Origin of the sequence: Acetobacter pasteurianus, from assembly GCF_009914215.2 — a bacterium.
Taxonomy (GTDB): domain Bacteria; phylum Pseudomonadota; class Alphaproteobacteria; order Acetobacterales; family Acetobacteraceae; genus Acetobacter; species Acetobacter pasteurianus.
Map to the genome: position 1 here is coordinate 590,419 of NZ_CP039846.2, position 25,116 is coordinate 615,534.

A 25,116-nucleotide genomic window follows, 5' to 3' on the forward strand; every position below is an offset into this window, starting at 1 on the left:
AAATATTACATGCGGCCAGCAGGTGCACCGGAACGGCCACCGCTGCGAGCACCACCACCGGAACGGCGCGGGCCACCACGACCACCACCGGGAGCACCCCCACGAGGTGCGCCACCACGTGGAGCACCACCGCCGCGCGGGCCACCACGGCCACGGCCACCGCCACCCAGAACAGGCGGACGCATGGTGGAAGCTTCGGCCTCAGCCGAGTGCCACGGATGATCCCGAACCACCGGCACAGTCTTGCCAATGGTGCGTTCAATATCACGCAGCCAAGCCCGCTGTTCTGCATCGCAGAAGGAAACAGCCCAGCCATCACGCCCCGCACGTGCTGTACGACCAATGCGGTGCACGTAGCTTTCCGGCACGTTTGGCAGATCGTAATTGAACACGTGGCTTACGTCGTCCACATCAATACCGCGGGCAGCAATATCTGTTGCCACCAGCACCTTAACGGAACCGGAGCGGAAGCCCTTCATGGCCCGCTCACGCGCACCCTGAGACTTGTTGCCGTGAATGGCCTCTGCCACCACGTTGTTCTTGTTCAGAAATTCCGCAACCTTGTTGGCTTCATGCTTCATAAGCGTGAACACCACAGCGCGGGAAACCTTGGGAGATTCCACCATGTTCAGCAGCGCATCGCGCTTATCGCCCGCGCCATTTACGAACATGACAGCCTGCTGAATACGATCCACCGTACTGGAAGGCGGTGCCACTTCAACGCGTGCCGGATCATTCAGCAGAGATGCTGCCAGATCTTCAATGCTGCGCGGCATGGTGGCAGAGAACAGAAGCGTCTGACGCTGCTCTGGCACAAAGGTCATGATACGGCGGATATCGCGCACAAAACCCATGTCCAGCATGCGGTCGGCTTCGTCCAGCACCAGAATTTCCAGACCGGACAGGTCAATAAAGCCTTGGCCCATCAGATCAAGCAGACGGCCCGGTGCAGCCACCAGCACATCTACGCCACGGCGCATGGCTTCAACCTGCCTGCCCTGGCCTACACCGCCGAACACAACGGCCTGCGTAAACTTCATGTGGCGGGCGTAAGCCTTAAAGCTATCGCTAATCTGGGCCACAAGCTCACGCGTGGGGGCCAGCACCAGAACACGCGGCTGCTTGGGCGTGTTTGCACGTGGGTTTTTGATCAGATGTTCCAGAATAGGCAGCGCAAAAGATGCGGTTTTGCCTGTGCCTGTCTGGGCCAGACCCAGCAGATCACGCCCCTGCAACAGATAGGGGATGGAACGTTCCTGAATAGGAGTGGGTGTATCATAACCCTGCTCTGCCAGTGCTTTCAGCAGTGGTGGAGCAAGTGCTAGATCGGAAAATTTGGTCATCAGGGCCAACCTTATTTGTGCAGCCTGAAAACGAGATCGAGAGACCGCACCCTTTTCAGTTATGCACTGTATGTTTTGTGGCGCACACGGAACATTTTTGCACCGGTTTTTAGCTGAGCACCCACAAATTTTTGAACACATCAAGATCCGATAAGGAAGTTTTCAAACTGAGTTCGTTCCTCACAAACCTTGTAAAAGTGTATATAAGGGGACTTCCCAAACCCCGCAAGGCTTCCGTACCATATTAGTCCTAAAATGATGTTCGTGTAATGTTGAGGAATTTTTAGAAATCAGGGTAAAAATCGTTATAACATTGTCGGTTTTAAACGGTTTATGCTGATATCTTAAAGGTCTTTTTAAAATATTGCCATTTAGAGCATTTAGCGGATCATTCACGCAAATGGCATAAATCTAACATAATTTTTAGGCAACTTATTGGCGCCCAGCCTTCACCCCTTAGCCATTTCGGCGCCGGAGAAGGAAAAGTGCCTGCTCCCCAAACAGGTTCGCCAGCCGGATAGAGCGCCGCCACGGAGCGCGTTCACCCTCCTCATCCACGGCCATCCATTGCTCTACAATGTAGCCATCCTGCTTACACAGCTCTAGAAAATCCCGGATTGTACAGGGGTGGATGTTCGGGGTTTCATACCACGGTGTGTGCCAGACAGATGTCATGGGCATACGGCCACTGAGCAGCAGCTTGAGCCGGAGTTCCCAATGTCCAAAATTGGGGAATGAGACAATGGCATGCCGCCCAATACGCAGCATTTGCCGCAGCACCTCCCGCGGGCGGGCCACAGCCTGCAAGGTGCGTTGCAGCACCACGTAATCAAACGCATGGTGCGGATAATGTGCCAGATCGTGGTCTGCATCACCATGCACCACAGGCAACCCATGTGCGACGGACTTGGTAACAAGCTCCATATTCAGCTCAATACCGCGCGCATCACACCCACGGTAACGGAACAAATGGTCAATAAGCGTGCCATCTCCGCTGCCAATATCCAGCACGCGGGTACCGGGGGCTATCATTTCGGCAATCAGCCGCTGGTCAAGACGCATCAGGCAAGCCCCGCATGTTCGGCCACACCACACAAAAAGCCACGTACCGTGCGGTCAAAATCCGGTTCTTCCAGCAAGAAAGCATCGTGCCCTTTGTCTGTCTCGATTTCTACAAACGAGACATTGGCCGCAGCCCGGTTGAGCGCACGCACCAATGTGCGGGCCGCCGATGTGGGGAACAACCAGTCGGACGAGAACGACACCACACAAAACCGCACCGGTGTGCCAGCAAAGGCGTGTGTGAGTTCCCCATCATGATCTGCGGCAATATCAAACCAATCCATCGCACGGGTGATGGTAAGGTAGGAGTTGGCATCAAACCGGCGTACAAAGGTAGAGCCCTGATAACGCAGGTAAGATTCCACCTCGAAAATATCGCTGAACATGGAAACAGGGCCTTCTGGCCCCTGCCCGCCAACAGGCCCGCGCCGCATACGGCGGCCGAACTTGCGCGTTAAGGCTTCTTCCGAAAGGTAGGTGATATGGCCCATCATACGGGCCACAGCCAAACCACGGGCAGGCACAACATCATCCGCCCAATAACGGCCACCGCGCCAGTCCGGGTCTGCAATAATGGCCTGCCGCCCAACCTCGTTAAACGCAATGTTCTGGGCGGAATGGAAAGGTGCCGTGGCAATGGGCATGGCAGCCAGCATCATCTGCGGGTAGGTAACTGTCCATTCCAGCACCTGCATGCCGCCCATGGAACCACCAATAACGGCAAACAGCTTTTCTATACCCAGTGCCTGCACAAGCTTGTGCTGCGCGCGCACCATATCCCGAATGGTAATGGGCGGAAACGCCGTGCCCCAAAGCTCTACGCCATCACCTTCCCCATCCGTGCGGGTGGAGCGTGGGCCGGTGCTGCCCATACAGCCCCCCAAAACATTGGAGCAGATAACAAAAAACCTGTTGGTATCAATGGGCTTTCCCGGCCCTACCATGCGGCTCCACCAGCCGGGCTTGCCCGTAAGCGGGTGTTCCTCCGCCACGTACTGGTCCCCCGTAAAGGCGTGGCAGATCAGTATGGCGTTATCCCGCTTTTCTGAAAGCGTGCCATAGGTGCGGTAGGCAATATCAACAGGGGCAAGCGTAACGCCGCAATCCAGCCCCAGCCCTTCGGCAAACCGGACATGCTGCTGTTCACCAATGGCCAAGGGTGTTGTGCTGTTCATAAAAACGCCGAATGCTCCAAACAATCCTCTCCGGCATACGGACGTTTACAGGACAAGGCAAGTCCGGTTTCCAACGGCCCTGCCCTGTTACGCCCGATGTGCTGGAAAGTTCCGCCCGGTCCCGTTTCAGTGTTCCATTTTAAGCGCGGCCAGGAAGGCGCTTTGCGGAATTTCCACCTTACCAAACTGCCGCATGCGCTTTTTACCTTCCTTCTGCTTTTCCAGAAGTTTGCGCTTACGGGAGATATCACCACCATAACACTTGGCCGTCACATCCTTGGAGAGTGCGCCAATGGTTTCACGCGCAATCACCTTGCTGCCAATGGCCGCCTGAATGGCGATCTTGAACAACTGGCGGGGGATAAGATCCTTCAAGCGTGCGCAAATGGAACGCCCGCGAGATTCCGCCGCCGTGCGGTGCGCAATGAAGGACAGCGCATCCACTGGTTCCTGATTGACCAGAATGGAAATACGCACGAGGTCGCTCTCCTCATACCCATCCATCTGATAATCGAAGCTGGCATATCCACGGGTGAGAGATTTCAGGCGGTCATAGAAATCAAACACCACTTCGTTCAGCGGCAGGCGATACACAGCCATGGCACGGCTGCCCACATAGGTCAGATCCACCTGCACGCCGCGCCGCTCTGTGCACAGCGTCAGCACCGCACCCAGATATTCATCCGGCACCATGATGGTGGCTTTAATCCACGGTTCCTCAATGGTTTCAATCAGGGAGGAATCGGGCATGTCCGCCGGGTTGTGCAGTTCTTCACGCTCACCATTGGTGCGGGTGATCTTGTACACAACGGAAGGTGCGGTTGCGATCAGATCCAGATCGAACTCGCGCGAGAGACGTTCCTGAATGATTTCCAGATGCAGCAGACCAAGGAAGCCGCAACGGAAACCAAAGCCAAGGGCTGCTGAGGTTTCGGCCTCATAGTGGAAGGAGGCATCGTTCAGGCGCAGCTTGGCAAGGCTATCGCGCAGTTTTTCAAAGTCATCGGCCACAACGGGGTACAGGCCACACCACACCACGGGGATGGAGGGTTTGAACCCGGGCAGCGGCTTTTCTGCCGGGCGGCGATCATCCGTAATGGTGTCACCCACATTACAGTCCGCCACAGTTTTAATAGCCGCGTTAATAAAGCCCATTTCACCCGGGCCAAGGCTTTCAACGCTGGTCATGCGTGGGGCAAACACCCCCACCTGATCCACCTGATGCACCGCACCGGAGGACATCATGCGCACCTTCATGCCGCGCTTGAGCCGCCCTTCCTTAATACGCACCAGCACGATCACACCCAAATACGGGTCGTACCAGCTATCAATCAGCATGGCCTGCAGTGGCTTTTCCGCATCACCCGTTGGGGGAGGCAGGCGGGTCACCACAGCTTCCAGCACACCTTCAATATTCAGGCCGGTTTTGGCGGAAATTTCCACCGCATCATCGGCCGGAATGCCAATAACTTCTTCAATCTGAGCCTTTACACGCTCGGGTTCTGCGGCTGGCAGATCCACCTTGTTGAGCACGGGCACAATTTCATGGTTGGCATCAATGGCCTGATATACGTTGGCCAGTGTTTGCGCTTCCACCCCCTGAGAGGCATCCACCACCAGCAGAGAACCTTCACACGCCGCCAGAGACCGGCTGACTTCGTAAGCGAAGTCCACGTGTCCGGGGGTGTCCATCAGGTTCAGCACATAGGTGTTGCCATCCTTGGCCGGATAGGTCAGCCGGACGGTTTGCGCCTTAATGGTAATGCCACGCTCACGCTCCAGATCCATGTTGTCCAGAACCTGATTGGTCATTTCACGCGCGGTCAGGGCACCGCACGCCTGAATCAGGCGGTCAGCCAGAGTGGATTTTCCATGATCGATATGTGCGATGATGGAAAAATTGCGGATGAGCGAAAGGGGTGTATCGGTCATGCTGCTCCTTTAAGCGAAACGGAAAGAAAAGTCAGCCGCTTCCGCACGGGCTTGGGCCATTATCAGGTAAATTTTTTCCCTATTGCGCACACTGCCGCATTTGGCACCAGCCCGCAGCCTGTTTTTTAACCCGATATCAGCACAATACGGTGCAGCCATACGCCTGCCGCCGCCTGTGGCACAGGTTGCAGGGCGCTGCGCCCAAAGGGCTGAATGGCCAGCACGGGTTTTTCCTGCAAAATACCCACCACGGGGGCTTGACCCGGGCGTATCAGCACCACGCGGTCTGCCCCACGCGGGTACAATGCAGGCTGCACCACCAAGGAACACCCAAGCCGCAATATGGGCTCCATACCTTCCGTATCCACCCGCAACATATAGGCCGAAGATGACGGCAGGCTGAAAAATGTTTCTTCCTGCTCCCACAACCCTCCGGCGGGCAGACCTGCCCGGTCCAGCACCCCTTCCTGATTCAGCCAGGAAAGCGGCAGACTGCGCATAAAACATGGTGCCGGAGCTTCTACCCCATCTGGTTGTTCATACCCCCAGATATGGCCCTCAAACTGCGCAAGGGAAACGCGCAACACATCCAACGCACGCAGCAGGCTTGGCAGCGCAGGCCAGCGCCACACACCCTGACCGGTATGGCGGCGCGAGGGGTTAAAAGTAGTGGCATCCAGCCCCGCTGCCCGTGCCAAGCCAGAAGGCGTAAGCCCACGCTCCTGCGCCAGTGTATCCAGCGCGTGCCATATACGCTCTGCCGGTATCATGGTTTTTTGGTGTGGAGTTCTTCCTGCTTCAGCACTTCGCTGGCGTGGCGGGCCGTGCCTTCATCCGTAATAAAAAAACGCCCCTGCCCGTTCTGCCGCGCAAGGCCCTTACCTGCCAGACGTGTCAGGCAGGGGTCATCCTTCATGCCCGTTGGGCGGCCAACCTCACCGGCAAGGCAAAGCCTGTGCAGGGCGGCGCGGCAACATGTTTCAAGGTAGGGTTCGTTCCACATCAATGCAGGATCACGCATCCCGCACCCGGCGGCAAGAGGATGTTTTCACACACGGCACTTCTCCCAAACGCAAAGCGGGCACACGCATGATACGTGTGCCCGCCAAAGCCTGCCCAAACTGGAGTGGCGTTAGTGTTTTGCCTGCGCATCTGGCAGCGCATAGGCCACCACGTAATCCCCCAGCTTGGTGCCGAAGGAGCCATGCCCGCCATCTACCGAGAGCACATATTGGTGGCCATTTTGCTCATACGTCATGGGAGTGGATTGCCCCCCTGCGGGCAGACGGTCCTGCCAGAGCTGCTGGCCTGTCGTGACATCATAGGCGCGGATATACAGATCTAGCGTGGATGTCAGGAACGCGACACCGCCAGCGGTAATAATAGGCCCACCCAGAGAAGGCACCCCAACACGGAAGGCCAGCGGCACGGGGGAACTATCCCGCGTGGTGCCATTGCGGTGCTTCCACAAAATTGTGTTGGTACGCAAATCCAGCCCTGCCACATAGCCCCAGCCCGGCTGCTTGCACGGAATACCAATGGGGGACAGGAACGGGTGCAAATCCACCCCAAACGGTGTGCCGTATTGTGGCTGCAAACCAGCCTCTCCGCCAGAAGGACCAGCATTCTGTGGCGGCTGCGCCGGGTTATTCGGCCCACGCGGCACTAGGCGAGAAACAAACGGCACGGCAATGGGGTTGGTAAATGCCACCTCACGCACCGGGTCCACCGCCAGGCCACCCCATTCAAACATGCCCAGATTACCGGGGAACACCAGCGTGCCCTGTGTGGAAGGCGGCGTAAACGGCCCTTCATACCGCAGGCGCTTGAACATGATGCGGCAGGCCAGTTGGTCCAACATGGTCGCACCCCACATATCCGCATCCGTCAGGTTATTTTTGGGGCGGAATGTGAGAGCCGAGAACGGCTGAGTGGGAGAAAGGTGATCCCCCGGTGCAGGCCCCTGTGGCACGGGCATTTCTGGCGCAGGCACCAGCAAATGGCCGTTGCGCCGGTCCAGCACAAAGATGTTGCCTGTTTTGGCTGGCGCATACAGCGCTGGCACTACGGACCCATCACCCTGCTTGATATCCACAAGGCTGGGTTGGGATGGCACATCCATGTCCCATAGATCGTGATGCACTGTCTGGTAAAACCATACCTTGCGCCCGGTATCGGCATCCAGCGCCAGAATGCCAGAAGCATAGCGTTCCTGATCCGGCGTGCGGTGGCCGCCCCAGATATCCGGCGTAGCCACACCTGTTGGAATGTAAATCTGATTCAGCCGTGCATCATAAGCCGAGGTGATCCATGAATTGGGGGAATTGGCTACATAATGATGCGTGGCGGAGGGCAGTTCGTTCGGGTTTGGGTTGCCCGGATCAAACGCCCATACCAGCTTGCCGCTATACAGATCATACCCGCGTGTCACGCCTGAAGGTTCGTGCGTGGAATAGTTATCCGTCACCGCGCCAGAAATAATGGCCACCTTGGACGTGATAACCGGCGGAGATGTGGGTTCATAAAACCCCGGCGTGCGCATGGGCATGCCATCTGTAAGGTCTACCGCGCCATCACGACCAAAACCACGGCACAGGGCACCGGTATCAGCATTCAGGGCAAACAGGCGGCCATCATTGGTGGGCAGGAAGATACGGTGTGCGCACTCATCCGCCACGGCCGCATCGTGGGCCTGTTCTTCCGCCACCGGGGTTTCTGCGTAAGACACGCCGCGGCATGTCATGTGCTGATAGGAGGCGTTGTAGGTAATTTTGGGGTCAAAATGCCAGCGCTCATGCCCCGTGGCGGCGTCTATCGCAAACAGGATCTGATGCGGTGAGCACAGATACAACGTATCACGCACCTTTATAGGCGTGGCTTCATCTGTAATTTCGTCCGGATCATCCGCGCGTTTCAGGTCATGCGTACGGAACACCCATGCCACTTTCAGATCATGCACATTGCTGGCATTGATCTGTGCAAGTGGGGAGTATCTGTTTCCCGCCTGCGTGCGGCCATAAGCGGGCCAGTCTGCCGCAGGCACCTCTGCATTATCCCCTGGCAACGGGGCGGATGAAGCCTGCACATTCGCGCGGGGCAACACACCGGCAATATCCTGCGGGTCCTGCGTAAGGGCATAACCATATACACCAGCCCCCACCACAACACCGGCCAGCAATGGCGCACTGTTCCAGCGCGAAGACGGCAACAGGCGAGAAGACACAAAAGGCAACACAAGCCACAGGCCCAGCGGCAGCAGCACATCACCACGCGGGGCTAGGGCCCAGAAATCAAACCCGGCTTCCCCCACAGACCACACGAGTGTGGCCGCAACCAGCACCGCGTAAAGCCACAGGGCCTCGCGCCGCCGCTGCCACAGCAACACTGCCGTGGCCAGCAGCACAACACCGCACACCACGTAAAAGCAGGAGCCGCCCAACAGGGCCAGCCAGAGGCCTCCGCCCGCAAGAAAAACGCCCAATATTGCAAAAACTGCTGCGGTAATCCGCAATACAATATCTGGCCGGTGACTATTCGTTTGTATCATGTTGCCTGTTTTCTGCCCTGCACACGTTCACATCCCAATTTTTCTGCACAAGAAAAACCGTTTCAGAACAATCAATACAACAGCGGGGCATTGCAGCCCAAGAAAATACTGTAAAAGACACAAAAAACCGCCTGCATTTTCATAAAACACAGGCGGTTACAGAAGTTTTCACTTCAATACCTTGGGGCTTGATACTTGGCCGTATCAGTCCAGCTTGAAGCGTACGGTAAACACATGGCCTTTAACACCATCTGCAACATTGTTACCCGAAAGGGCAAAACGCACCTGCTGCAAATATGTTAGCGCACTTTTTGTAAAATTTGCGCCGCCCATGGTTTTAAGCACCACACAGTTGGTAGGAGCACCTGCCGCAGTAATATCGCACCGGGCCAGCACGCGGCCTTCCAGATTTTTGTTTTCTTCCGCTGCCGGGTAAACGGGGGCTGCATTGTTGATACGGTTAAGCCGTACGGTTTTATCTACGGCAGACATGGCGTTGATAACGGCGTATTCGTCCTTATCTTCCGTTGTGTGGCGCCAGTTATACAGGGTTTCCAGACTTTTGGATAAACCCTCTGTACCGTAATGCAGCGTATAAGGTGCCTGCCCCGGCACTTTGACTTTCACGCTCAGCTGGGGCGCTTTTGCAAGCTCCTGCAATGTGGCAATCGGCAAAAAGATGCCGAACAATTTTTGCGGCGTATCTTTGGCAAACACCAAGGGGAAATTATAGTGGTGCCTGTCTGGCGTATCTGCCTGTAACTGTGCAGAAACCCCCTCGGTTGAGCGGGTTTTGGGCCACTGTAAGCCTATTAAAAACTGGCTGTATGTTAGGGAATTCAAGGACAAAGCAGTGGTATCTGCCAAATCCGCCCCTGTAAGAACATACATGCTCATCACCATAAGGCCATTGCTTTGCCCATCAGCCGTAAACAGCGGCTGTGTGGATGCCTGGGCTGGGCGAGAGTAAATAAAGCACGCCTGTAACGGCTTGGCGTTTTTCAGGCTTTTGGCAATATAATCTTTATCATCCTGCTGAAGCGGCAGTTGCACAGCCAGCTTGCTAATATCCTGCGCACAGTAAACCTCCCCCCATGAAGGGGACAGAGAGGTGACATTCAGCAAGGAAGGCTTATCAGCCGAAAGCACAGGATTTCCCGCGCCAGAAGCCGTTGCAGATGCCGGGGGCTGCGGCTGCGCAATAGCGTGCGGCGCAGTGGCAACATGCCCACCGGGCACAGAGCCAGAGGTTGCACACCCTGCCAGACACAACAGCCCAAGCGCAGAAAAAATACGTGTTTTCAATACCATTCAGCAATCCAATACAAAAAAGCGCGGCCCCCGAAGGAACCGCGCCTTTTATTTCCGATATCTTCCCTAAAGGAAAAGAAAATCAGACGGAGTAGTACATTTCGAATTCAACCGGGTGCGGTGTGTGTTCGAAACGGTACACATCATCCCATTTCAGGGTGATGTAGCTTTCGATCTGGTCTTTGGTGAACACGCCACCAGCCAGCAGGAACTCATGATCCGCAGCCAGAGCTTCCAGAGCTTCACGCAGGGAGCCGGCAACTGTCGGGATCTGCTTCAGTTCTTCTGGCGGCAGGTCATACAGATCCTTGTCCATGGCATCGCCCGGGTGGATCTTGTTCTTGATGCCATCCATACCAGCCATCAGCATGGCAGCGAATGCCAGATACGGGTTGGCTGTGGGGTCCGGGAAGCGTACTTCAACGCGCTTGGCCTTGGGGCTTGTTGCGTACGGAATACGGCAGGAAGCAGAACGGTTGCGGGCGGAATATGCCAGCAGCACAGGTGCTTCAAAGCCCGGAATCAGGCGCTTGTAGGAGTTGGTGGACGGGTTGGTGAAGGCGTTCAGTGCCTTGGCGTGCTTGATAATGCCGCCAATGTAATACAGGGCCGTGTCGGACAGGTCTGCATAACCATTGCCAGCAAATGTGGGCTTGCCGTCTTTCCAGATGGACTGGTGAACGTGCATGCCGGAGCCGTTATCACCATAGATGGGCTTGGGCATGAATGTTGCGGTCTTGCCGTAGGAATTGGCAACATTGTGCACACAGTACTTATAGATCTGCATGAAGTCTGCTGCGCGTACCAGCGTTTCAAACTTGGTGCCAAGTTCGTGCTGAGACTGCGCCACTTCATGGTGGTGCTTTTCAATAGCCAGACCCATTTCGCCCATGGCTGCCAGCATTTCTGCGCGCAGATCGCTTTCGCTATCCACTGGCGGCACGGGGAAGTAACCACCCTTCACACCCGGACGGTGGCCCATGTTGCCTTCAGGATATTCCTTCAGGGATGCATCGGGGCCTTCAATGCTGTCGAGCTGGTATTTGCCGTAGTTCGGGCCAGTGCCAAACAGCACGTTGTCGAAAATGAAGAATTCAGCTTCCGGACCAAAGAACGCCGTATCACCCAGACCGGAGGACTTGAGATACTGCTCAGCCAGCTTGGCGGTGGAGCGCGGGTCGCGGTTGTAAGGCTGCCCGGTGGAAGGTTCGATAATATCGCAGAACAGGATCAGCTGCGGACGAGCAGAGAAAGGGTCCATCACTGCGGATGTCGGATCCGGCAGCAGAACCATGTCGCTTTCGTTAATGGCTTTCCACCCGCCGATGGAGGACCCATCAAACATGAAGCCATCGGTAAAGCTATCTTCCTCGATGGTGCTGACATACTGGCATGTGTGATGCCACTTGCCCTTTGGGTCTGTAAAACGCAGATCCACCAGTTCCACAGAGTGTTCCTGAATCAGATCAAAAACCTTGGCAATTGCAGCAGCCTTGCTGTCACCCGCCGGAGCTGTTTTCTTTACCATGCTCTCTTCACCTAAGCTTTGTCAGCATGCCGCACTTTGCGGGCACGCGGTCTGCGGGAATAATGTACGCGCACGTTCGCGCCCCATACTTACGCATGGAGCGTGTTAGATTGCGTCTTCCCCTCGTTCCCCGGTACGGATTCGCACCACGTCATCCACCGGACTCACGAAAATCTTGCCATCACCAATGCGGCCTGTGCGGGCCGCAGCGGAAATGGCTTCTACCGCCCGCTCCACCATGGAAGCAGGGCAAACAACTTCAATCTTCATCTTGGGCAGGAAATCAACAATGTATTCCGCGCCGCGATAAAGCTCCGTATGCCCCTTCTGCCGCCCGAAACCCTTGGCTTCGATCACGGTAATACCCTGCAACCCAAGCTCATGGAGGGCTTCTTTTACCTCATCCAGCTTGAAGGGCTTGATTATGGCCTCGATCTTCTTCATCGCGCGTCGTCAACACACCATTGTTGTGCCCGTAATTTTGGGCCTGTCCGTTCATGATGCCACCCTGCCCCTATAGGCAGAATGCACCTCATACCGTTACACTTGCACGGCTTGCCCGTGCGGGCAATCAGGCAGATGCAAATTTGTATCGATAAAGCACCAAATCAACTGTTTACGCCAAATGTTTCGGTATCGCGTCTTATTCGCCTCTTTCCGCCAGCGGGGCAAGGAACTTTGTAATGACAAAATTGCTTAACAGGCAGATTGCCAACCAGCCTGTCACTATTTTCACGCTTATGTCCGAGCTGGCGCGCAAGCATAACGCCATCAATCTTGGGCAGGGTTTTCCTGATACGGAAGGCCCGCAGGACATGGTACAACTGGCCGCAGATGCCCTGTTGGATGGGCGCAACCAGTATGCACCCCTTACAGGCCTGCCAGAACTGCGTGCCGCCGTTGCAGATGCCTCTGCCCGATTCCAGAACATTCCCGTTGATGCCGAATCGGAAGTGGTTGTCACCTCCGGCGCGACTGAGGCCCTAGCCGCATCTTTCATGGCGCTGATAGAACCGGGTGATGAGGTGGTGCTGATAGAACCGCTTTACGATACCTACCTGCCGGTTGTGCGCCAGCTTGGGGGTATCCCCCGCCTTGTGCGGCTGGAAGCACCGGATTGGGCGCTCCCGCGTGAGGCCCTGAAGAACGCCTTTGGCCCCCGCACCAAAGCCATTGTGCTGAACACCCCCATGAACCCCACCGGCAAGGTGTTCACCGCCGAGGAACTGGCCTTCATTGCCGACCTCGTGCGTCAGCACGATACCTACGCCATTTGCGATGAGGTGTATGAACACCTTGTATTTGGTGCGCCGCACCTCTCGCTCATGGCGTTACCGGATATGCGTGAACGCTGCATCCGTATTGGCAGCGCAGGCAAAAGCTTTTCCTTTACCGGGTGGAAGGTGGGTTACGTTACCGCCCCTGCCCCGCTGGCAGCCGTTATAGCCAAGGCGCACCAGAACCTTGTGTTTGCCACAGCCCCCAACCTGCAACGCGCCGTGGCCTTTGGGCTGAACAAGGATACCGCCTACTTCACCCAACTGGCGCAGGAGATGGATACAAAACGCCAGATTCTTTCTGCCGGGCTGGCGCGTGTGGGCTTTGGTGTGTTGCCCTGCCAAGGCAGCTACTTTGTGATGGCGGATATTACCCCGCTGGCAAACGGGCTGGATGACATGGCCTTCAGCCGCCTGCTGACAGAGCAGGCCGGTGTGACCACCATTCCCGCATCTGCCTTTTATGATGCGCAAAGCGGCACGCCCCCGCGCAACCTGATTCGCTTTGCCTTTTGCAAGCGTGAGGAAGTGCTGATTGAGGCTGTGGCCCGTCTGGAACAGTGGAAAAGCCGCCAGAGCTGATTTTTCTACATAAAAACGCCAGAAGTGATTGACGAACGATGCAGTTTTCTCTAAACGTCCGCTTGCTGTGTGGCGGACGTAGCTCAGCTGGTAGAGCGCCGGTTTGTGGTACCGGTGGTCGCGGGTTCAAGTCCCGTCGTTCGCCCCAGCATATTCCCTTAAAATTCAAAATACATTCTGCACAGCACCCATACTGCGTGCCATGCCGCTAGCTTATGTCTGCGCCTGCGCGACTACCCTGCTGGCTTGCATCTGCTGCAACCGGTTGCAGGCGCTGCGCCACTATATACTTTGGGTTCAGACGCCCCGGACTTGAGTTTATAAAAAAGCCGGTCAGACCAAACTGACCGGCTTTTGCCAAAACACTCTTAAGCGTTGTCCTGCATGAACTGGCGCAGGTCTTGCTCGGAAACCGCGCCATCGTGTTCCAGCAGCGCATCTTTGCCGCCCACATGGTGTGGCATCACCATCAGGGGTGTGCCTTCATCCATGAAACGTATCCGCAGGTCATTCCAGCGCGGTGCAACAAAGCGCGCATAAGCCTGTGCTAGCGCGCACTGGTCAATACACCAGTTGGTTGGGTTTTCCGGGCTGTATGTCCGCTGCACATAATTGTGCAGATACCGCCCGATCTGCGGCAGAAGCTCCGTTTCCCCAAAATAGGACAGGCCCGCACCAAAGCCCCACGGTTCTCCGGCTATTTGCTTGCCTTCATGGTTATACGCATACAGCCGGAACCCGTAATCCGAACCGGATGTGAGCTCCTGCCACAAGGCCAGGAAATCCTGCGGGAAGTAACCATCGCAATCTGCTGTCAGCACCGGGCAGTGCCATTGGCTCACAATATGCGGCAGCATAAGGTAGCGGATGCAGGTATAGGTGGCCTCGTTCGCATGGTTCAGTTGCCCGTGCGTGAAGGACACATCCATTCCCCGGTCTTTTTCCGAGAAAAAGGCCACCAGATCCTGCATCAGGGTTAACTGTTCATCCGTGCGCCGATCCACGCCCAAGCATAGGCGGAAACGCCCGTGTTCCAGCTGCGTCTGACACGCCCGCATCAAAGACATGACGAGCTTGGGCACAAAGCGGAAATACGCACTATCGCACCCAAAAACCAGACAGGCATCTGGCGCATCGGCCTCGGTCCGATCAGGCGCTACGCTGGAATGCCAGTTCCAGCCCGCAATGCCCAACTGGTCTGTTACCTGTTGTTCATGCAGGTTGTATGCCGCGGCTTCCGGCAGCCATGTATAAACACCGCAATTATAATCAATGGCCTTGATGCCTGAATCTCTGGAGAGCTTGCGGGCCGTAACATAATGCGGGTCTGCGCTGGCGCGGTCCTGATTGAGCCAGGCGTAATGGCCAGCCACAACCTGGTTCCAGTATTGCGCCCTGTTCTGGGCCTGATCGGCCTGTGCCAGTTGCAGCCGTTCTTCCTGCGTGCAGGCAGAAGCCACTTGCTCAAACTGGTAAGAATAGGCCTGCCGCACATCTTCTGCCCTCAACATAGAGGCCGGCAAAGGCACCATCAAAAAATTAAAGGCGGGGTCAAACTCTTCTGTATCCGGCAGGTCTTTCAAAGCCGCAGGCAGCAAAAGCAGTGTGGCCTCCCCCTGCGCTGTCCGCTGCACCAGATGTGTGAGCTGTTCGGGTATGGGGGCATCACCAAACCGGCCCTTCAGGGCCAGATTGGCCAATTCCGCGGCCTGCTGGGCCTCCCCTTCCCGCAACGCCAGAATGGCGGAAAAGAAGTATAAATCTGGCCGGAAATCCTGCAACGCGGCGCACAATACCGCAGTGCGCGCCAAGCCGAATTGCCCAACCTTGGCGCAATCTTTTGCCAGCTCCAGCAAACAGCCAGAATCTTCGGGGGCCACAAGCAAACGTTGGCGGGCGGCCTGCGCGGCCTGCACAAACGGGCTATCCCCCATTGCCTTCATCTGGGCAGACAGCGCTGCCATAAAGGTTTTCTGCACCGCCACGGGGCTGGGCTGGAGCACGCTTTCCTGCTCACGCCCATCAGAAACAACAATGGCATCGCCTTTTTCACGCAGGAAAAGGGTGCGCAGGTCCCACTTATGCTCACCAAGCTGGAGGGAGTGGTTTAAAAACAAAACCTGCTCAGCCTGCTGTTGTCCGGCAATAAGCCATTTGCCCTGTGCCAAACGCACAAGCAGAGGCACATGCTGGCTCAACACCGGTGCAAACAGTTCCCATGTGAGAACATGCTGCATCCATGTCAGTTCACCTTCCGGGTGGGCGCACAAAAAGTTTGTGCCATCCCCCAGCGTCACCAGCCCTCTGTTATCACCATCTTCCACAACGCTTACGGCAATATCTGCAAACCCTTGCAGATTATTGCCTGCGGGATTCAGCTGAACCACGTTCCACTGCGGAGAAACGGCTTGCGCAACCGGAATTCCCGTAAGGTAGAAATCACGATGAGCCAGAATGTGCCCGTGAAGTGATATAAAAGAAAACATGCCTCAGCTTACCCCGGCTGCCCGTTCCATATGCGGAATCATGGTTGTGGCTGACACGTGCATACAGGCGGCCAGCCATTTTTCCTTAATGATGCACATGGTTAGCATAACATCTCCCGCGCGGGCACCTCTTGACCGAGATGGGATGATCCACCAGCCCAAACCCTGACATGTTTGTGATAACAGGGCCCATCCCGCACAAAACAAAGATTTTTGCCCGCGCGTAAGCCCTATTGCGCCCAATAGGGCCTGTTCTGTCCTGATCGTGAACAGCGCAGTGTTGCATCCCCGCTTATGGTCTCAATTCGCGCACTGCATGATGCCTATGCGTATTCCGCATCTGCGCGCAACGAATGCAAGACACTCTTCGAATCGGATGCAGTATTATGGCTAAAATCAAGGTCAAGAACCCGGTGGTGGAAATGGACGGGGATGAAATGACCCGTATCATCTGGCACTTCATTCGTGAGCGCCTGATTCTGCCCTATCTGGATATTGACCTGAAATATTACGATCTGGGCATAGAAAACCGCGATGCCACGGATGACAAGGTAACCGTAGAAGCCGCAGAAGCCACCAAACGCTACGGCGTGGCTGTAAAATGCGCCACCATCACCCCCGATGAAGCACGGGTGAAGGAATTCGGGCTGAAAAAGATGTGGCGTTCACCCAACGGCACCATCCGCAACATTCTGGATGGCACCATCTTTCGTGAACCCATCATCTGTTCCAACGTGCCGCGCCTTGTGCCGCACTGGACAAAGCCCATCGTGATTGGCCGCCATGCCTATGGGGATATCTATCGCGCTGCGGAAACCAAGATCCCCGGCCCCGGCAAGGTGACGCTCAACTACATTCCCGAAGATGGCGGTGAGCCCATTACGCTGGATGTGCATGACTTCAAAGGCCCCGGCGTGGCGCTGGGCATGCACAACACCCGCGCATCTATCGAAGGCTTTGCCCGTGCATCCCTCTCCTACGGGCGGGACCGCAAGCTGCCGGTGTATCTGTCCACCAAGAACACCATCCTGAAAGCCTATGATGGCATGTTCAAGGATGTGTTTCAGGAGGTGTACGAAAAGGAATTCAAGGCCGAGTTTGAAAAGCTGGGTCTGACCTACGAACACCGCCTGATTGATGACATGGTGGCCTGCGCCCTTAAATGGCCGGGCGGCTACGTATGGGCCTGCAAAAACTACGATGGCGATGTGGAAAGTGACATTGTAGCGCAGGGCTTTGGCAGCCTTGGGCTGATGACATCCGTGCTGCTCAGCCCCAAGGGCGACGTGGTGGAAGCCGAAGCCGCGCATGGCACCGTCACCCGCCATTACCGTGAGCATCAGAAAGGCAAGCCCACCAGCACCAACCCCATTGCCTCCATTTTTGCATGGACACGTGGGCTGGCTTATCGCGGCCGCTTTGATGATACGCCAGACGTTGTGCACTTTGCCAACACGTTGGAAAAAGTGTGCGTAGATACCGTGGAAGGCGGGCAGATGACCAAGGATCTGGCGCTACTGGTGGGCAACGGCACCAAATGGCTGGACACGCAGCCCTTCCTTGATGTGCTGGATGAAAAACTCAAGCAGGCCTTGGCCAAGGGCTGATTTTTCTGCCGCACGTCTTTTGACCTGAATAACACCAGCACACCCCGGAGCAAATTTCTGCTTCGGGGTGTTGCTTATTCTAGGCCATTGCGCACCGGCCCGTGCTGGCGCAAAACAGAAACTGTATTTTAATGTAACCAGATAAGGGAGCATCACGCCACGCCATGACTGATACGCCAGCAGAAACAGACGTAGCCATAATTGGCGCTGGCCCAGCCGGGCTTTTTGCCGCTTTTCAGTGCGCCATGCTGCGGCTGAACTGTGTGCTGATTGATGTGCTGCCAGAAGTGGGCGGCCAATGTGCGGCCCTGTATCCGGAAAAGCCGATTTACGATATTCCCGCCTGCCCCGCCGTAGAAGGCGCGCAGCTTATTGCCCGGCTGGAAGAACAGATTGCCCCTTTCAACATCCCGCGCCTGCTCAAGCACCGGGTGGAAAGCCTTGAAGGCCACCGGGGCAACTTTACGCTGGGCACCAACCAGGGCACCACGCTGAAAGCCAAGGCCATTATTATTGCCGCCGGTGCCGGTGCCTTTGGCCCCAACCGCCCGCCGCTGGAAGGTTTGGAAGCGTTTGAAGATACCGGGGCCGTGCAATACTACGTGCGCCGCAAAGCCGATTTTGCAGGCCGCCGTATTGTGATTGCCGGTGGCGGCGATTCCGCGCTGGATTGGGCTCTTTCCCTGAAAGACAATGCAGAAAAGCTGTACCTCGTGCATCGGCGCGACAGGTTCCGTGGTGCGCCAGAAAGCCTGCGCCAGTTGGATGAGGCCGTAGCCGCCGGGCAGATTGAAAAGGTTGTGCCTTATCAGCTCCACGCCCTGCACGGCCAAAACGGTGCGCTGGAAGGCGTGGAAGTGGCTGATCTGGATGGGGCAACCCGCATGCTGGAAGCCGATGTGCTGCTGCCTTTCTTTGGGCTGGCAACAGATCTGGGGCCAGTAGCGCGGTGGGGTATGGATACCATGCGCTCCACCATTCCCGTCACCCCTTCAAGCTGTGAAACCAGCCTGCCGGGCGTGTTTGCCGTGGGCGATGTGGCCACCTACCCCGGCAAGCTCAAGCTGATTCTGCAAGGGTTTAGCGAAGCCGCCATGGCCGCTCACGCCATTTACCCCATTGTGAACCCGGATCAGGCGCTGCACTTTGAATATTCCACCAGTAAAGGTGTGCCCGCCTAAACCCCACGCCATCATGGCGGCATGGCTCCAAGCGGGCGCTACATGCCGCCATTTTTTATAAACGCACTTTTGTTGCGCAATGGGTTGGGCAGGGGCTGCTTTGCTGGCGCATAGCTCCATACAACGTGCGCCATGCCAGTTTTCTTACGGGTTCTGGCGCGGTTGGCTGCGGCAAGCTATGGTGCGTGCCTGATCCATTGACCTTGTGAGTAAGGATAAAACCGTGCAAGTCATCATTCTCGGCGCTGGCGTTATCGGGGTGACATCGGCCTGGTACCTGGCCAGCCTTGGGCATGAAGTCACGGTTATAGACCGCCAGCCCGCCCCAGCACTTGAAACATCGTTTGCCAATGCGGGGCAGGTTTCCCCCGGATATTCCACACCTTGGGCTTCTCCCGGCCTGCCGCTTCAGGCCGCAAAGTGGATGCTGCACCCCAAAACCAGCCCGCTGGTTATTCGCAAACGGTTTGATCTGGCCATGTTGCGCTGGATGGAACAGCTTTTAAAAAACTGTAACGCCCATGCGTATGACATCAACAAATCCCGCATGTTGCGCATTGCCGAATACAGCCGCGATTGTCTGGACGCCCTGCGAGCTGAAACCGGCATTACGTATGATGACAGGCAGCGCGGGCTGATCCAGCTTTTCCGCACCAACAAGCAGATAGATACCGCCCAGCACGATATGCGCCTGCTGGCAGAAGCCAACATTCCGCACCAGCTTTTGGCGGTGGATCAGGTTCTGGAGCATGAACCCGGCCTAGCCCATGCCAAGCATCTGCTCACAGGTGGGCTATATTTGCCCAATGATGAATCGGGCGATGCACATATTTTCACCCAAAGGCTGGCCCGCATGGCAGAAGCCAAGGGTGTAAAGTTTGTATATGACACCACCATTCTGGGGCTGGATGCCGCGGCGGACGAAATTATGTCTGTGCGCACCAGTGCCGGGCACTTCCGGGGTGATGCCTATATTGTGGCCATGGGCAGCTATAGCCCCCTGTTGCTGCGCCCGTTGCGCGTGCATCTGCCGGTTTACCCCGTAAAAGGCTATTCCCTCACCTTGCCCCTTACGGATGAAACCCACGCCCCCACATCCACCGTGAATGATACATCCTACAAGCTGGCCATTACGCGGCTTGGCAACCGTATCCGGGTAGGTGGCACGGCGGAACTGACGGGATATAGCCAGAAGCTGAGCCCCGACCGGCGTGAAACGCTGGAACTTTCTTTTTCTGAACTATTTGGCGGCGGAGACCTGACCGCCGCAACATACTGGACAGGCCTGCGCCCCTGCACGCCAGATGGCACACCCGTTATTGGCCCCGTGCCCGCCTTTACAAACCTGTGGCTGAACACCGGCCACGGCACGCTGGGTTGGACAATGGCCTGTGGTTCTGGCCGCCTGATTGCAGACCTTGTGCACGGCAAAAAGCCCGATATTCCGGCGCTGGATCTTTCCATCAGCCGCTATAACTAAGCTGGCGCAGGGCTTATGCACGCTGTGGCGCAAAACCATGGCGGTAAGCAGCACACACACGCTTGCCATTATAGACACACCTGCCCGCTATACCGCTAATCTATCTTATTTATAAAAAACAGCGTTGTGCTTCAGGTACAAAAAAGGCCGCGGTGGCAAAACCACCAGCGGCCTTTTTGTATTCCGCAGCTTTACGCCACAGCAGGCAGGAAGCACCGCGCCTGTAACGCAGTGCCCCTTTCTGCCAGGTTATTACTGAGCAGATTCGGAAGAAGAGTCAGAAGCCGGAGCTGCGGACTTCTTCTTGCCGTGGTGTTTGCCACCTTTGTGCTTGCCTTTGTGGCCTTTGTGCTTGCCCTTATGCGCAGCAGCACCTTTGCTTTCTTCCGTGCGACCAGCTTCTTCAGCAGCCGGGCCAGCGCCTTCTGGGGCCTGAGCACCAGCTTCTGGGCCACTAGCAGCGGGAGGAGCAGGAGGTGCAGCTTCCTGAGCGAAGGAAGGAGCAGCAGCGCCCAGCAGGGCAACGGTGGACAGAGCCGCAAGCAGACGACGAGAAATCATAGAATGTCTCCAAAAACCTGTGGTCCACTCCGCCTCATGCAGGACAACCCTGCATCCAGCACATAGACCGGTTTATGCTTTGCTTATTATCACGGCAAAAGCACAGCGTCTTGAGCTAAAATTTGTGCAATCTTTGCACATATCATCACTCAGTCACTTGACAGCCGTAAACCAGCCATATTGGCATTGGCAAAACCTAAAAAACCGCCCAGTAACAGGCGGTTTTCATAGGAAAAAGCGCTTTGAACGCTCTGTATGTGACAAAATGGTGTAACTGAAAAAAATATCCCCACACCACAAACGCGCCACACTTACAGGCTGCCCAAATGTCGGGCAGCCCACAAGTTACAGAGAATCAGTCTGCCTTTTTGCCGCGCTTCTTGCGTTCGTTGGGATCCAGATACCGCTTACGCAGGCGGATGGCAGATGGGGTAACTTCCACCAGCTCATCATCTTCAATGTAAGCAATAGCCTGTTCCAAAGACATACGGCGCGGCGGGGTCAGCAGCAGGGCTTCGTCCTTACCGGCGGCACGCATGTTGGTCAGCTTCTTTTCACGGATCGGGTTTACTTCCAGATCATTCTCACGGGAATGCTCACCGATGATCATGCCCTGATAAACCGTTTCACCCGCATCCACGAACAGCGTGCCACGATCCTGCAGGGAGAACAGGGAGTACTGCGTGGTAGCCCCGTTTTCTGCAGAGATCAGAGACCCGTTGCGGCGGCCTTCTACGGTGCCAGCATAAGGCCCGTAGTGGGAGAACAGACGGTTCATGATACCCGTGCCGCGCGTGTCGGTCAGGAATTCACCGTGATAGCCGATCAGCCCGCGAGACGGGATGACGAATGTCAGGCGCACCTTGTCACCGCCGGAGGGGCGCATGTCCTGCATCTGGCCTTTGCGGAGGGACATCTTTTCCACCACAACGCCGGAATAGGGTTCGTCCACATCAATGGTAACTTCTTCGTAAGGCTCTTCGCGCTCACCCGTTTCTTCATTGGTGCGGAACAGCACGCGCGGGCGGCCGATTGTCAGCTCAAAGCCTTCACGACGCATGGTTTCAATCAGCACACCAAGCTGAAGTTCACCACGGCCAGCCACTTCAAACGCTTCGCTTTCCGGGCTGTCTGTCACGCGAATAGCAATGTTGCTTTCGATTTCCTTGAACAGACGGTCACGAATCTGGCGAGACGTTACCTTCTTGCCTTCACGACCACCCAGCGGGCCATCGTTCAGGCGGAAGGTCATGGACAGTGTCGGCGGATCAACCGGAATAGCTTCCAGCGGGGCTTCCACTTCCGGGGCAGCAATGGTGTCTGGAATGGTGGCTTCAGACAAACCGGCCACGGCCACAATGTCACCAGCTTCCACTTCTTCCACACCCACGCGGTCCAGACCACGGAAGGAAAGCAGCTTGGTCAGGCGGCCTGTTTCCACCACGGAGCCATCGGCCCGCAGCACCTTAACAGGCATGTTCACCTTGGCGCGGCCCTGTTCCACACGGCCTGTCAGCACGCGGCCCAGAAAGTTGTCACTTTCCAGAATGGTGGCTGTCATGGCGAAGGGCTTGTCTTTGTCCAGATTCGGAGCTGGCACATGGCGCAGGATCAGCTCGAACATCGGGCTCAGGTCCTTGCGGGCACCGTCCAGCGTTTCATCTGCCCAGCCCTGACGGCCAGAAGCAAACAGCATCGGGAAGTCAAGCTGTTCATCATTTGCGCCAAGGGCTGCAAACAGATCGAAAATTTCGTTGTGCACTTCATCGGGGCGGGCATCGCCACGGTCAATCTTGTTCACAACCACAATTGGCTTCAGGCCGCGGGCCAGTGCCTTGCCAACCACAAACTTGGTCTGCGGCAGCGCACCTTCGGCGGAGTCCACCAGCACAATGGCGCCATCCACCATGCTCAGAATACGTTCCACTTCCCCGCCAAAGTCGGCGTGTCCGGGTGTATCAATAATGTTGATACGGGTATCTTTCCAGACAACGGAAGTGCACTTGGCAAGAATGGTAATGCCACGTTCGCGTTCCAGATCGTTGCTGTCCATTGCGCGTTCGGCAACGTGCTGGTTTTCGCGGAACGAACCCGACTGCTTGAGCAGTTCGTCAACCAGAGTCGTCTTGCCGTGGTCAACGTGGGCAATGATGGCGATATTGCGGATATCCATGTAAAGGCCTGATATTCCCTGCGGGCCACGCCACCGCTTTCTGCCTGAAAGGGTGGAGAATGGCTTTGCTGATGTTTGCTTGGGCAGACAAATAGCCGCCCGCGCGCAGGAATGCACGCAAAATCCTCACCAGTGCGTATCATGGCTGCCACCGGGGGTGGCCGCACACGGGCCGCATGGCTTGCATTTGCCCCCTTATGGTGGTGTGCTCGGCACCTTGGAACACATTATATTGAAAGGGTTTTTAGCATGGATATTCAGGCCATAGATCAAACCTACAACCAGTTTCAGGCACAGGCCCAACAATCTGCCACCGCGCTGCAAACGCTGTGCGCCAAAATGCAAACCGCAGCCGATGGCGGAGATATGCAGGCCCGTGAATGGCTGCTGGACCTGAAGGAACTGGCCCTTTCCCTGCGTGATGAGCAATCTCAGGTTATCAACCTGCTTCAGGCTTTGCACACGGCCCTTGCCACACAGGTGCAGCAGAATGTGGCCCCGCCGCAGCCCTCCGCCCTTAGCTCCGTGAAGCCGGAAGTGGAAAACGTGCTGGATGATGTCATCAACTCCGGCTTTGCCCATTCCCTTGCATCTGGCGCAGGGTTTGGCATTGGCAACACGCTTATCAACAAACTGTTCTAAATACGCGCACGCCTGAGGGCGTGAAGGCTGGCTCCGGCGCACGCAACCGGCTACAAGCCAGCCTATGCTGCTTCACTCTCCTGCGCGTTCTGCTGTAAGCGCCGCCCCTACCCTTTCCCTTACCGTTGTAGGGCTGATGTTCGGGCTGGTTATGGGGCTGGGTGCGCCCCTATTTACGCTGGAAATGGTGGATCTGGGGTTTGGCACCGGCATGATTGCCGCCAACACCATGATGCACGCTGTGGGCTCTCTGGCCATTGCGCCGTTTATCCCGCGCATCAGCATGGCTTTGGGGCCCAAGCGGGCTGTAACTCTGGCTTTGCTTACGGGCGCTGCCACGCTGGCCCTTTTTCCGCTGTTGCCCTCCATCTGGGTGTGGTTTGGCTTGCGCACCGTGCTGGGGGCTGCGTGCGAGATTATTCTGGTGCTTTCTGAAAGCTGGCTGAACCAGATTACGCCCGACCACGCCAGAGGCCGCGTGATGGGGCTTTACAGCACGCTGCTTTCCATTGGCATTGCCGCAGGCCCCGCCTTGCTTACCGTTACAGGCCGCACCAGCGCCCTGCCCTTTGCCTGCGCCAGTGTTGCCCTGTTGGTTACCACCGGGCTTGTGGCAGCACCGTGGTTACCACACCCGCAGCTTACGCCCCCGCAGCGCCCCAGCCTGCTGCGCTATCTGCCTCTGGCCCCCATTGTTATTGCCGCAACATTGCTGATTGCCATGCTGGATTCGGCCGCCACCTCTTTTCTGGCGCTTTATGCCATGCACTCCGGGTGGTCAGAACACGCGGCTACGCTGTTACTCAGCATCATGCTGCTGGGGGCTACGGCGTTTCAGATTCCCATTGGCTGGATAGGAGACCGCACAAGCCGCCGCTGGCTTTTAGTCTCATTGGCAGGATTGGCTGCTGGGGGCGCGTTGCTGTGGCCGGTGGCTATCCATCACCCCGGTTTGGCCCATGTGCTGCTATTTGCGTGGGATGGCGTGTTTGCCAGTATTTACACAGTGGCCATGTCTGTTGTGGGAGACCGCTATAAGGGCGGAGACCTGATAGCCATTTACACCCTCAGCTCCCTTGCATGGGGTGCGGGTGCGTTTGCAGGGCCTGCGCTGGCTGCCAGCTCCATGGCGGCAGCGCCAGATGGCTTGGCATGGTTTGCCGCCATTACCTGCGCGCTATTTGGCCTGCTGCCCCTGTTCCTGAAAAAAAGCGCCTAAACGCTGCCTT

At 56.5% G+C, this 25,116-nt stretch carries 19 protein-coding genes and 1 tRNA gene; 7 read left to right on the forward strand and 13 right to left on the reverse strand.

Annotated elements, in window-relative coordinates; genetic code table 11:
• Nucleotides 1-5: 5 nt before the first annotated feature.
• The 10 genes from FCN51_RS16205 to FCN51_RS16250 all read right to left on the reverse strand — a co-directional run bounded on the left by FCN51_RS16205 (nucleotide 6) and on the right by FCN51_RS16250 (nucleotide 12,342).
• Nucleotides 6-1,343 (reverse strand): DEAD/DEAH box helicase, encoded by a 1,338-nt coding sequence (locus FCN51_RS16205; RefSeq protein ID WP_003622519.1) that lies wholly within the window; start codon nucleotides 1,341-1,343, stop codon nucleotides 6-8.
• A 456-nt stretch (nucleotides 1,344-1,799) separates the two neighbouring features.
• A complete protein-coding gene (gene metW, locus FCN51_RS16210; protein WP_003622517.1) occupies nucleotides 1,800-2,405 on the reverse strand; it encodes a methionine biosynthesis protein MetW in 606 nt (201 codons plus the stop codon).
• Nucleotides 2,405-3,580: a homoserine O-acetyltransferase MetX gene (metX, locus tag FCN51_RS16215; protein ID WP_003622514.1), complete on the reverse strand. Its 1,176-nt coding sequence runs from the start codon at nucleotides 3,578-3,580 to the stop codon at nucleotides 2,405-2,407. The genes metW and metX overlap by 1 nt, the downstream gene beginning before the upstream one ends.
• Before the next feature lie 126 nt (nucleotides 3,581-3,706).
• Nucleotides 3,707-5,512, reverse strand: coding sequence for a translation elongation factor 4 (gene lepA / locus FCN51_RS16220; RefSeq protein ID WP_012812615.1), 1,806 nt, complete (start codon nucleotides 5,510-5,512; stop codon nucleotides 3,707-3,709).
• 125 nt (nucleotides 5,513-5,637) lie between these two features.
• Nucleotides 5,638-6,282: a helix-turn-helix transcriptional regulator gene (locus tag FCN51_RS16225; RefSeq protein WP_160256353.1), complete on the reverse strand. Its 645-nt coding sequence runs from the start codon at nucleotides 6,280-6,282 to the stop codon at nucleotides 5,638-5,640.
• A complete protein-coding gene (locus tag FCN51_RS16230) occupies nucleotides 6,279-6,533 on the reverse strand; it encodes a hypothetical protein (RefSeq protein WP_003622507.1) in 255 nt (84 codons plus the stop codon). Before FCN51_RS16230 ends, FCN51_RS16225 begins: the two co-directional genes overlap by 4 nt.
• Nucleotides 6,534-6,644: 111 nt before the next feature.
• Nucleotides 6,645-9,059 carry a glucose/quinate/shikimate family membrane-bound PQQ-dependent dehydrogenase gene (locus FCN51_RS16235; protein WP_160256354.1) on the reverse strand — a complete coding sequence of 805 codons (2,415 nt, stop codon included), beginning with the start codon at nucleotides 9,057-9,059 and terminating at the stop codon, nucleotides 6,645-6,647.
• 204 nt (nucleotides 9,060-9,263) lie between these two features.
• A complete protein-coding gene (locus FCN51_RS16240; RefSeq protein ID WP_160256355.1) occupies nucleotides 9,264-10,370 on the reverse strand; it encodes an energy transducer TonB in 1,107 nt (368 codons plus the stop codon).
• 82 nt (nucleotides 10,371-10,452) lie between these two features.
• Nucleotides 10,453-11,898 (reverse strand): type I glutamate--ammonia ligase, encoded by a 1,446-nt coding sequence (gene glnA, locus FCN51_RS16245; protein ID WP_003622499.1) that lies wholly within the window; start codon nucleotides 11,896-11,898, stop codon nucleotides 10,453-10,455.
• 105 nt (nucleotides 11,899-12,003) lie between these two features.
• A complete protein-coding gene (locus FCN51_RS16250) occupies nucleotides 12,004-12,342 on the reverse strand; it encodes a P-II family nitrogen regulator (protein WP_003622497.1) in 339 nt (112 codons plus the stop codon).
• A gap of 239 nt (nucleotides 12,343-12,581) precedes the next feature.
• On the opposite strand from FCN51_RS16250, the gene FCN51_RS16255 reads away from it, so the two are divergent.
• Both FCN51_RS16255 and FCN51_RS16260 read left to right on the forward strand, forming a co-directional pair.
• Nucleotides 12,582-13,757 (forward strand): aminotransferase, encoded by a 1,176-nt coding sequence (locus FCN51_RS16255; RefSeq protein WP_160256356.1) that lies wholly within the window; start codon nucleotides 12,582-12,584, stop codon nucleotides 13,755-13,757.
• A gap of 72 nt (nucleotides 13,758-13,829) precedes the next feature.
• Nucleotides 13,830-13,905 (forward strand) — tRNA-His (locus tag FCN51_RS16260).
• A gap of 220 nt (nucleotides 13,906-14,125) precedes the next feature.
• On the opposite strand, the gene FCN51_RS16265 is transcribed toward FCN51_RS16260, so the two are convergent.
• Complete coding sequence (locus FCN51_RS16265) at nucleotides 14,126-16,243, reverse strand: hypothetical protein (RefSeq protein WP_160256357.1); 2,118 nt, start codon at nucleotides 16,241-16,243, stop codon at nucleotides 14,126-14,128.
• Between the two features lie 386 nt (nucleotides 16,244-16,629).
• Between FCN51_RS16265 and FCN51_RS16270 the strand changes: the two genes are divergently transcribed.
• The 3 genes from FCN51_RS16270 (at nucleotide 16,630) to FCN51_RS16280 (ending at nucleotide 20,511) form a co-directional block, all read left to right on the forward strand.
• Nucleotides 16,630-17,850, forward strand: a complete 1,221-nt coding sequence (locus tag FCN51_RS16270; RefSeq protein WP_003622491.1) for an NADP-dependent isocitrate dehydrogenase — start codon at nucleotides 16,630-16,632, stop codon at nucleotides 17,848-17,850.
• 164 nt (nucleotides 17,851-18,014) lie between these two features.
• The gene (locus FCN51_RS16275) at nucleotides 18,015-19,031 is read left to right on the forward strand and encodes an NAD(P)/FAD-dependent oxidoreductase (RefSeq protein WP_003622489.1); all 1,017 of its coding nucleotides are present in this window, start codon (nucleotides 18,015-18,017) and stop codon (nucleotides 19,029-19,031) included.
• A 223-nt stretch (nucleotides 19,032-19,254) separates the two neighbouring features.
• Nucleotides 19,255-20,511 (forward strand): D-amino acid dehydrogenase, encoded by a 1,257-nt coding sequence (locus FCN51_RS16280; RefSeq protein ID WP_012812608.1) that lies wholly within the window; start codon nucleotides 19,255-19,257, stop codon nucleotides 20,509-20,511.
• Nucleotides 20,512-20,763: 252 nt separating this feature from the next.
• On the opposite strand, the gene FCN51_RS16285 is transcribed toward FCN51_RS16280, so the two are convergent.
• Together FCN51_RS16285 and typA are read right to left on the reverse strand one after the other, a co-directional pair.
• Nucleotides 20,764-21,072 carry a hypothetical protein gene (locus FCN51_RS16285; RefSeq protein ID WP_003622486.1) on the reverse strand — a complete coding sequence of 103 codons (309 nt, stop codon included), beginning with the start codon at nucleotides 21,070-21,072 and terminating at the stop codon, nucleotides 20,764-20,766.
• Between the two features lie 355 nt (nucleotides 21,073-21,427).
• The gene (typA, locus tag FCN51_RS16290) at nucleotides 21,428-23,245 is read right to left on the reverse strand and encodes a translational GTPase TypA (RefSeq protein WP_012812606.1); all 1,818 of its coding nucleotides are present in this window, start codon (nucleotides 23,243-23,245) and stop codon (nucleotides 21,428-21,430) included.
• Between the two features lie 141 nt (nucleotides 23,246-23,386).
• Here typA and FCN51_RS16295 point away from each other — a divergent pair, with 141 nt between their 5' ends.
• Both FCN51_RS16295 and FCN51_RS16300 read left to right on the forward strand, forming a co-directional pair.
• Nucleotides 23,387-23,887 carry a hypothetical protein gene (locus FCN51_RS16295; RefSeq protein WP_080713418.1) on the forward strand — a complete coding sequence of 167 codons (501 nt, stop codon included), beginning with the start codon at nucleotides 23,387-23,389 and terminating at the stop codon, nucleotides 23,885-23,887.
• Between the two features lie 64 nt (nucleotides 23,888-23,951).
• Nucleotides 23,952-25,106, forward strand: coding sequence for an MFS transporter (locus FCN51_RS16300; RefSeq protein ID WP_064776116.1), 1,155 nt, complete (start codon nucleotides 23,952-23,954; stop codon nucleotides 25,104-25,106).
• Nucleotides 25,107-25,116: the final 10 nt, after the last annotated feature.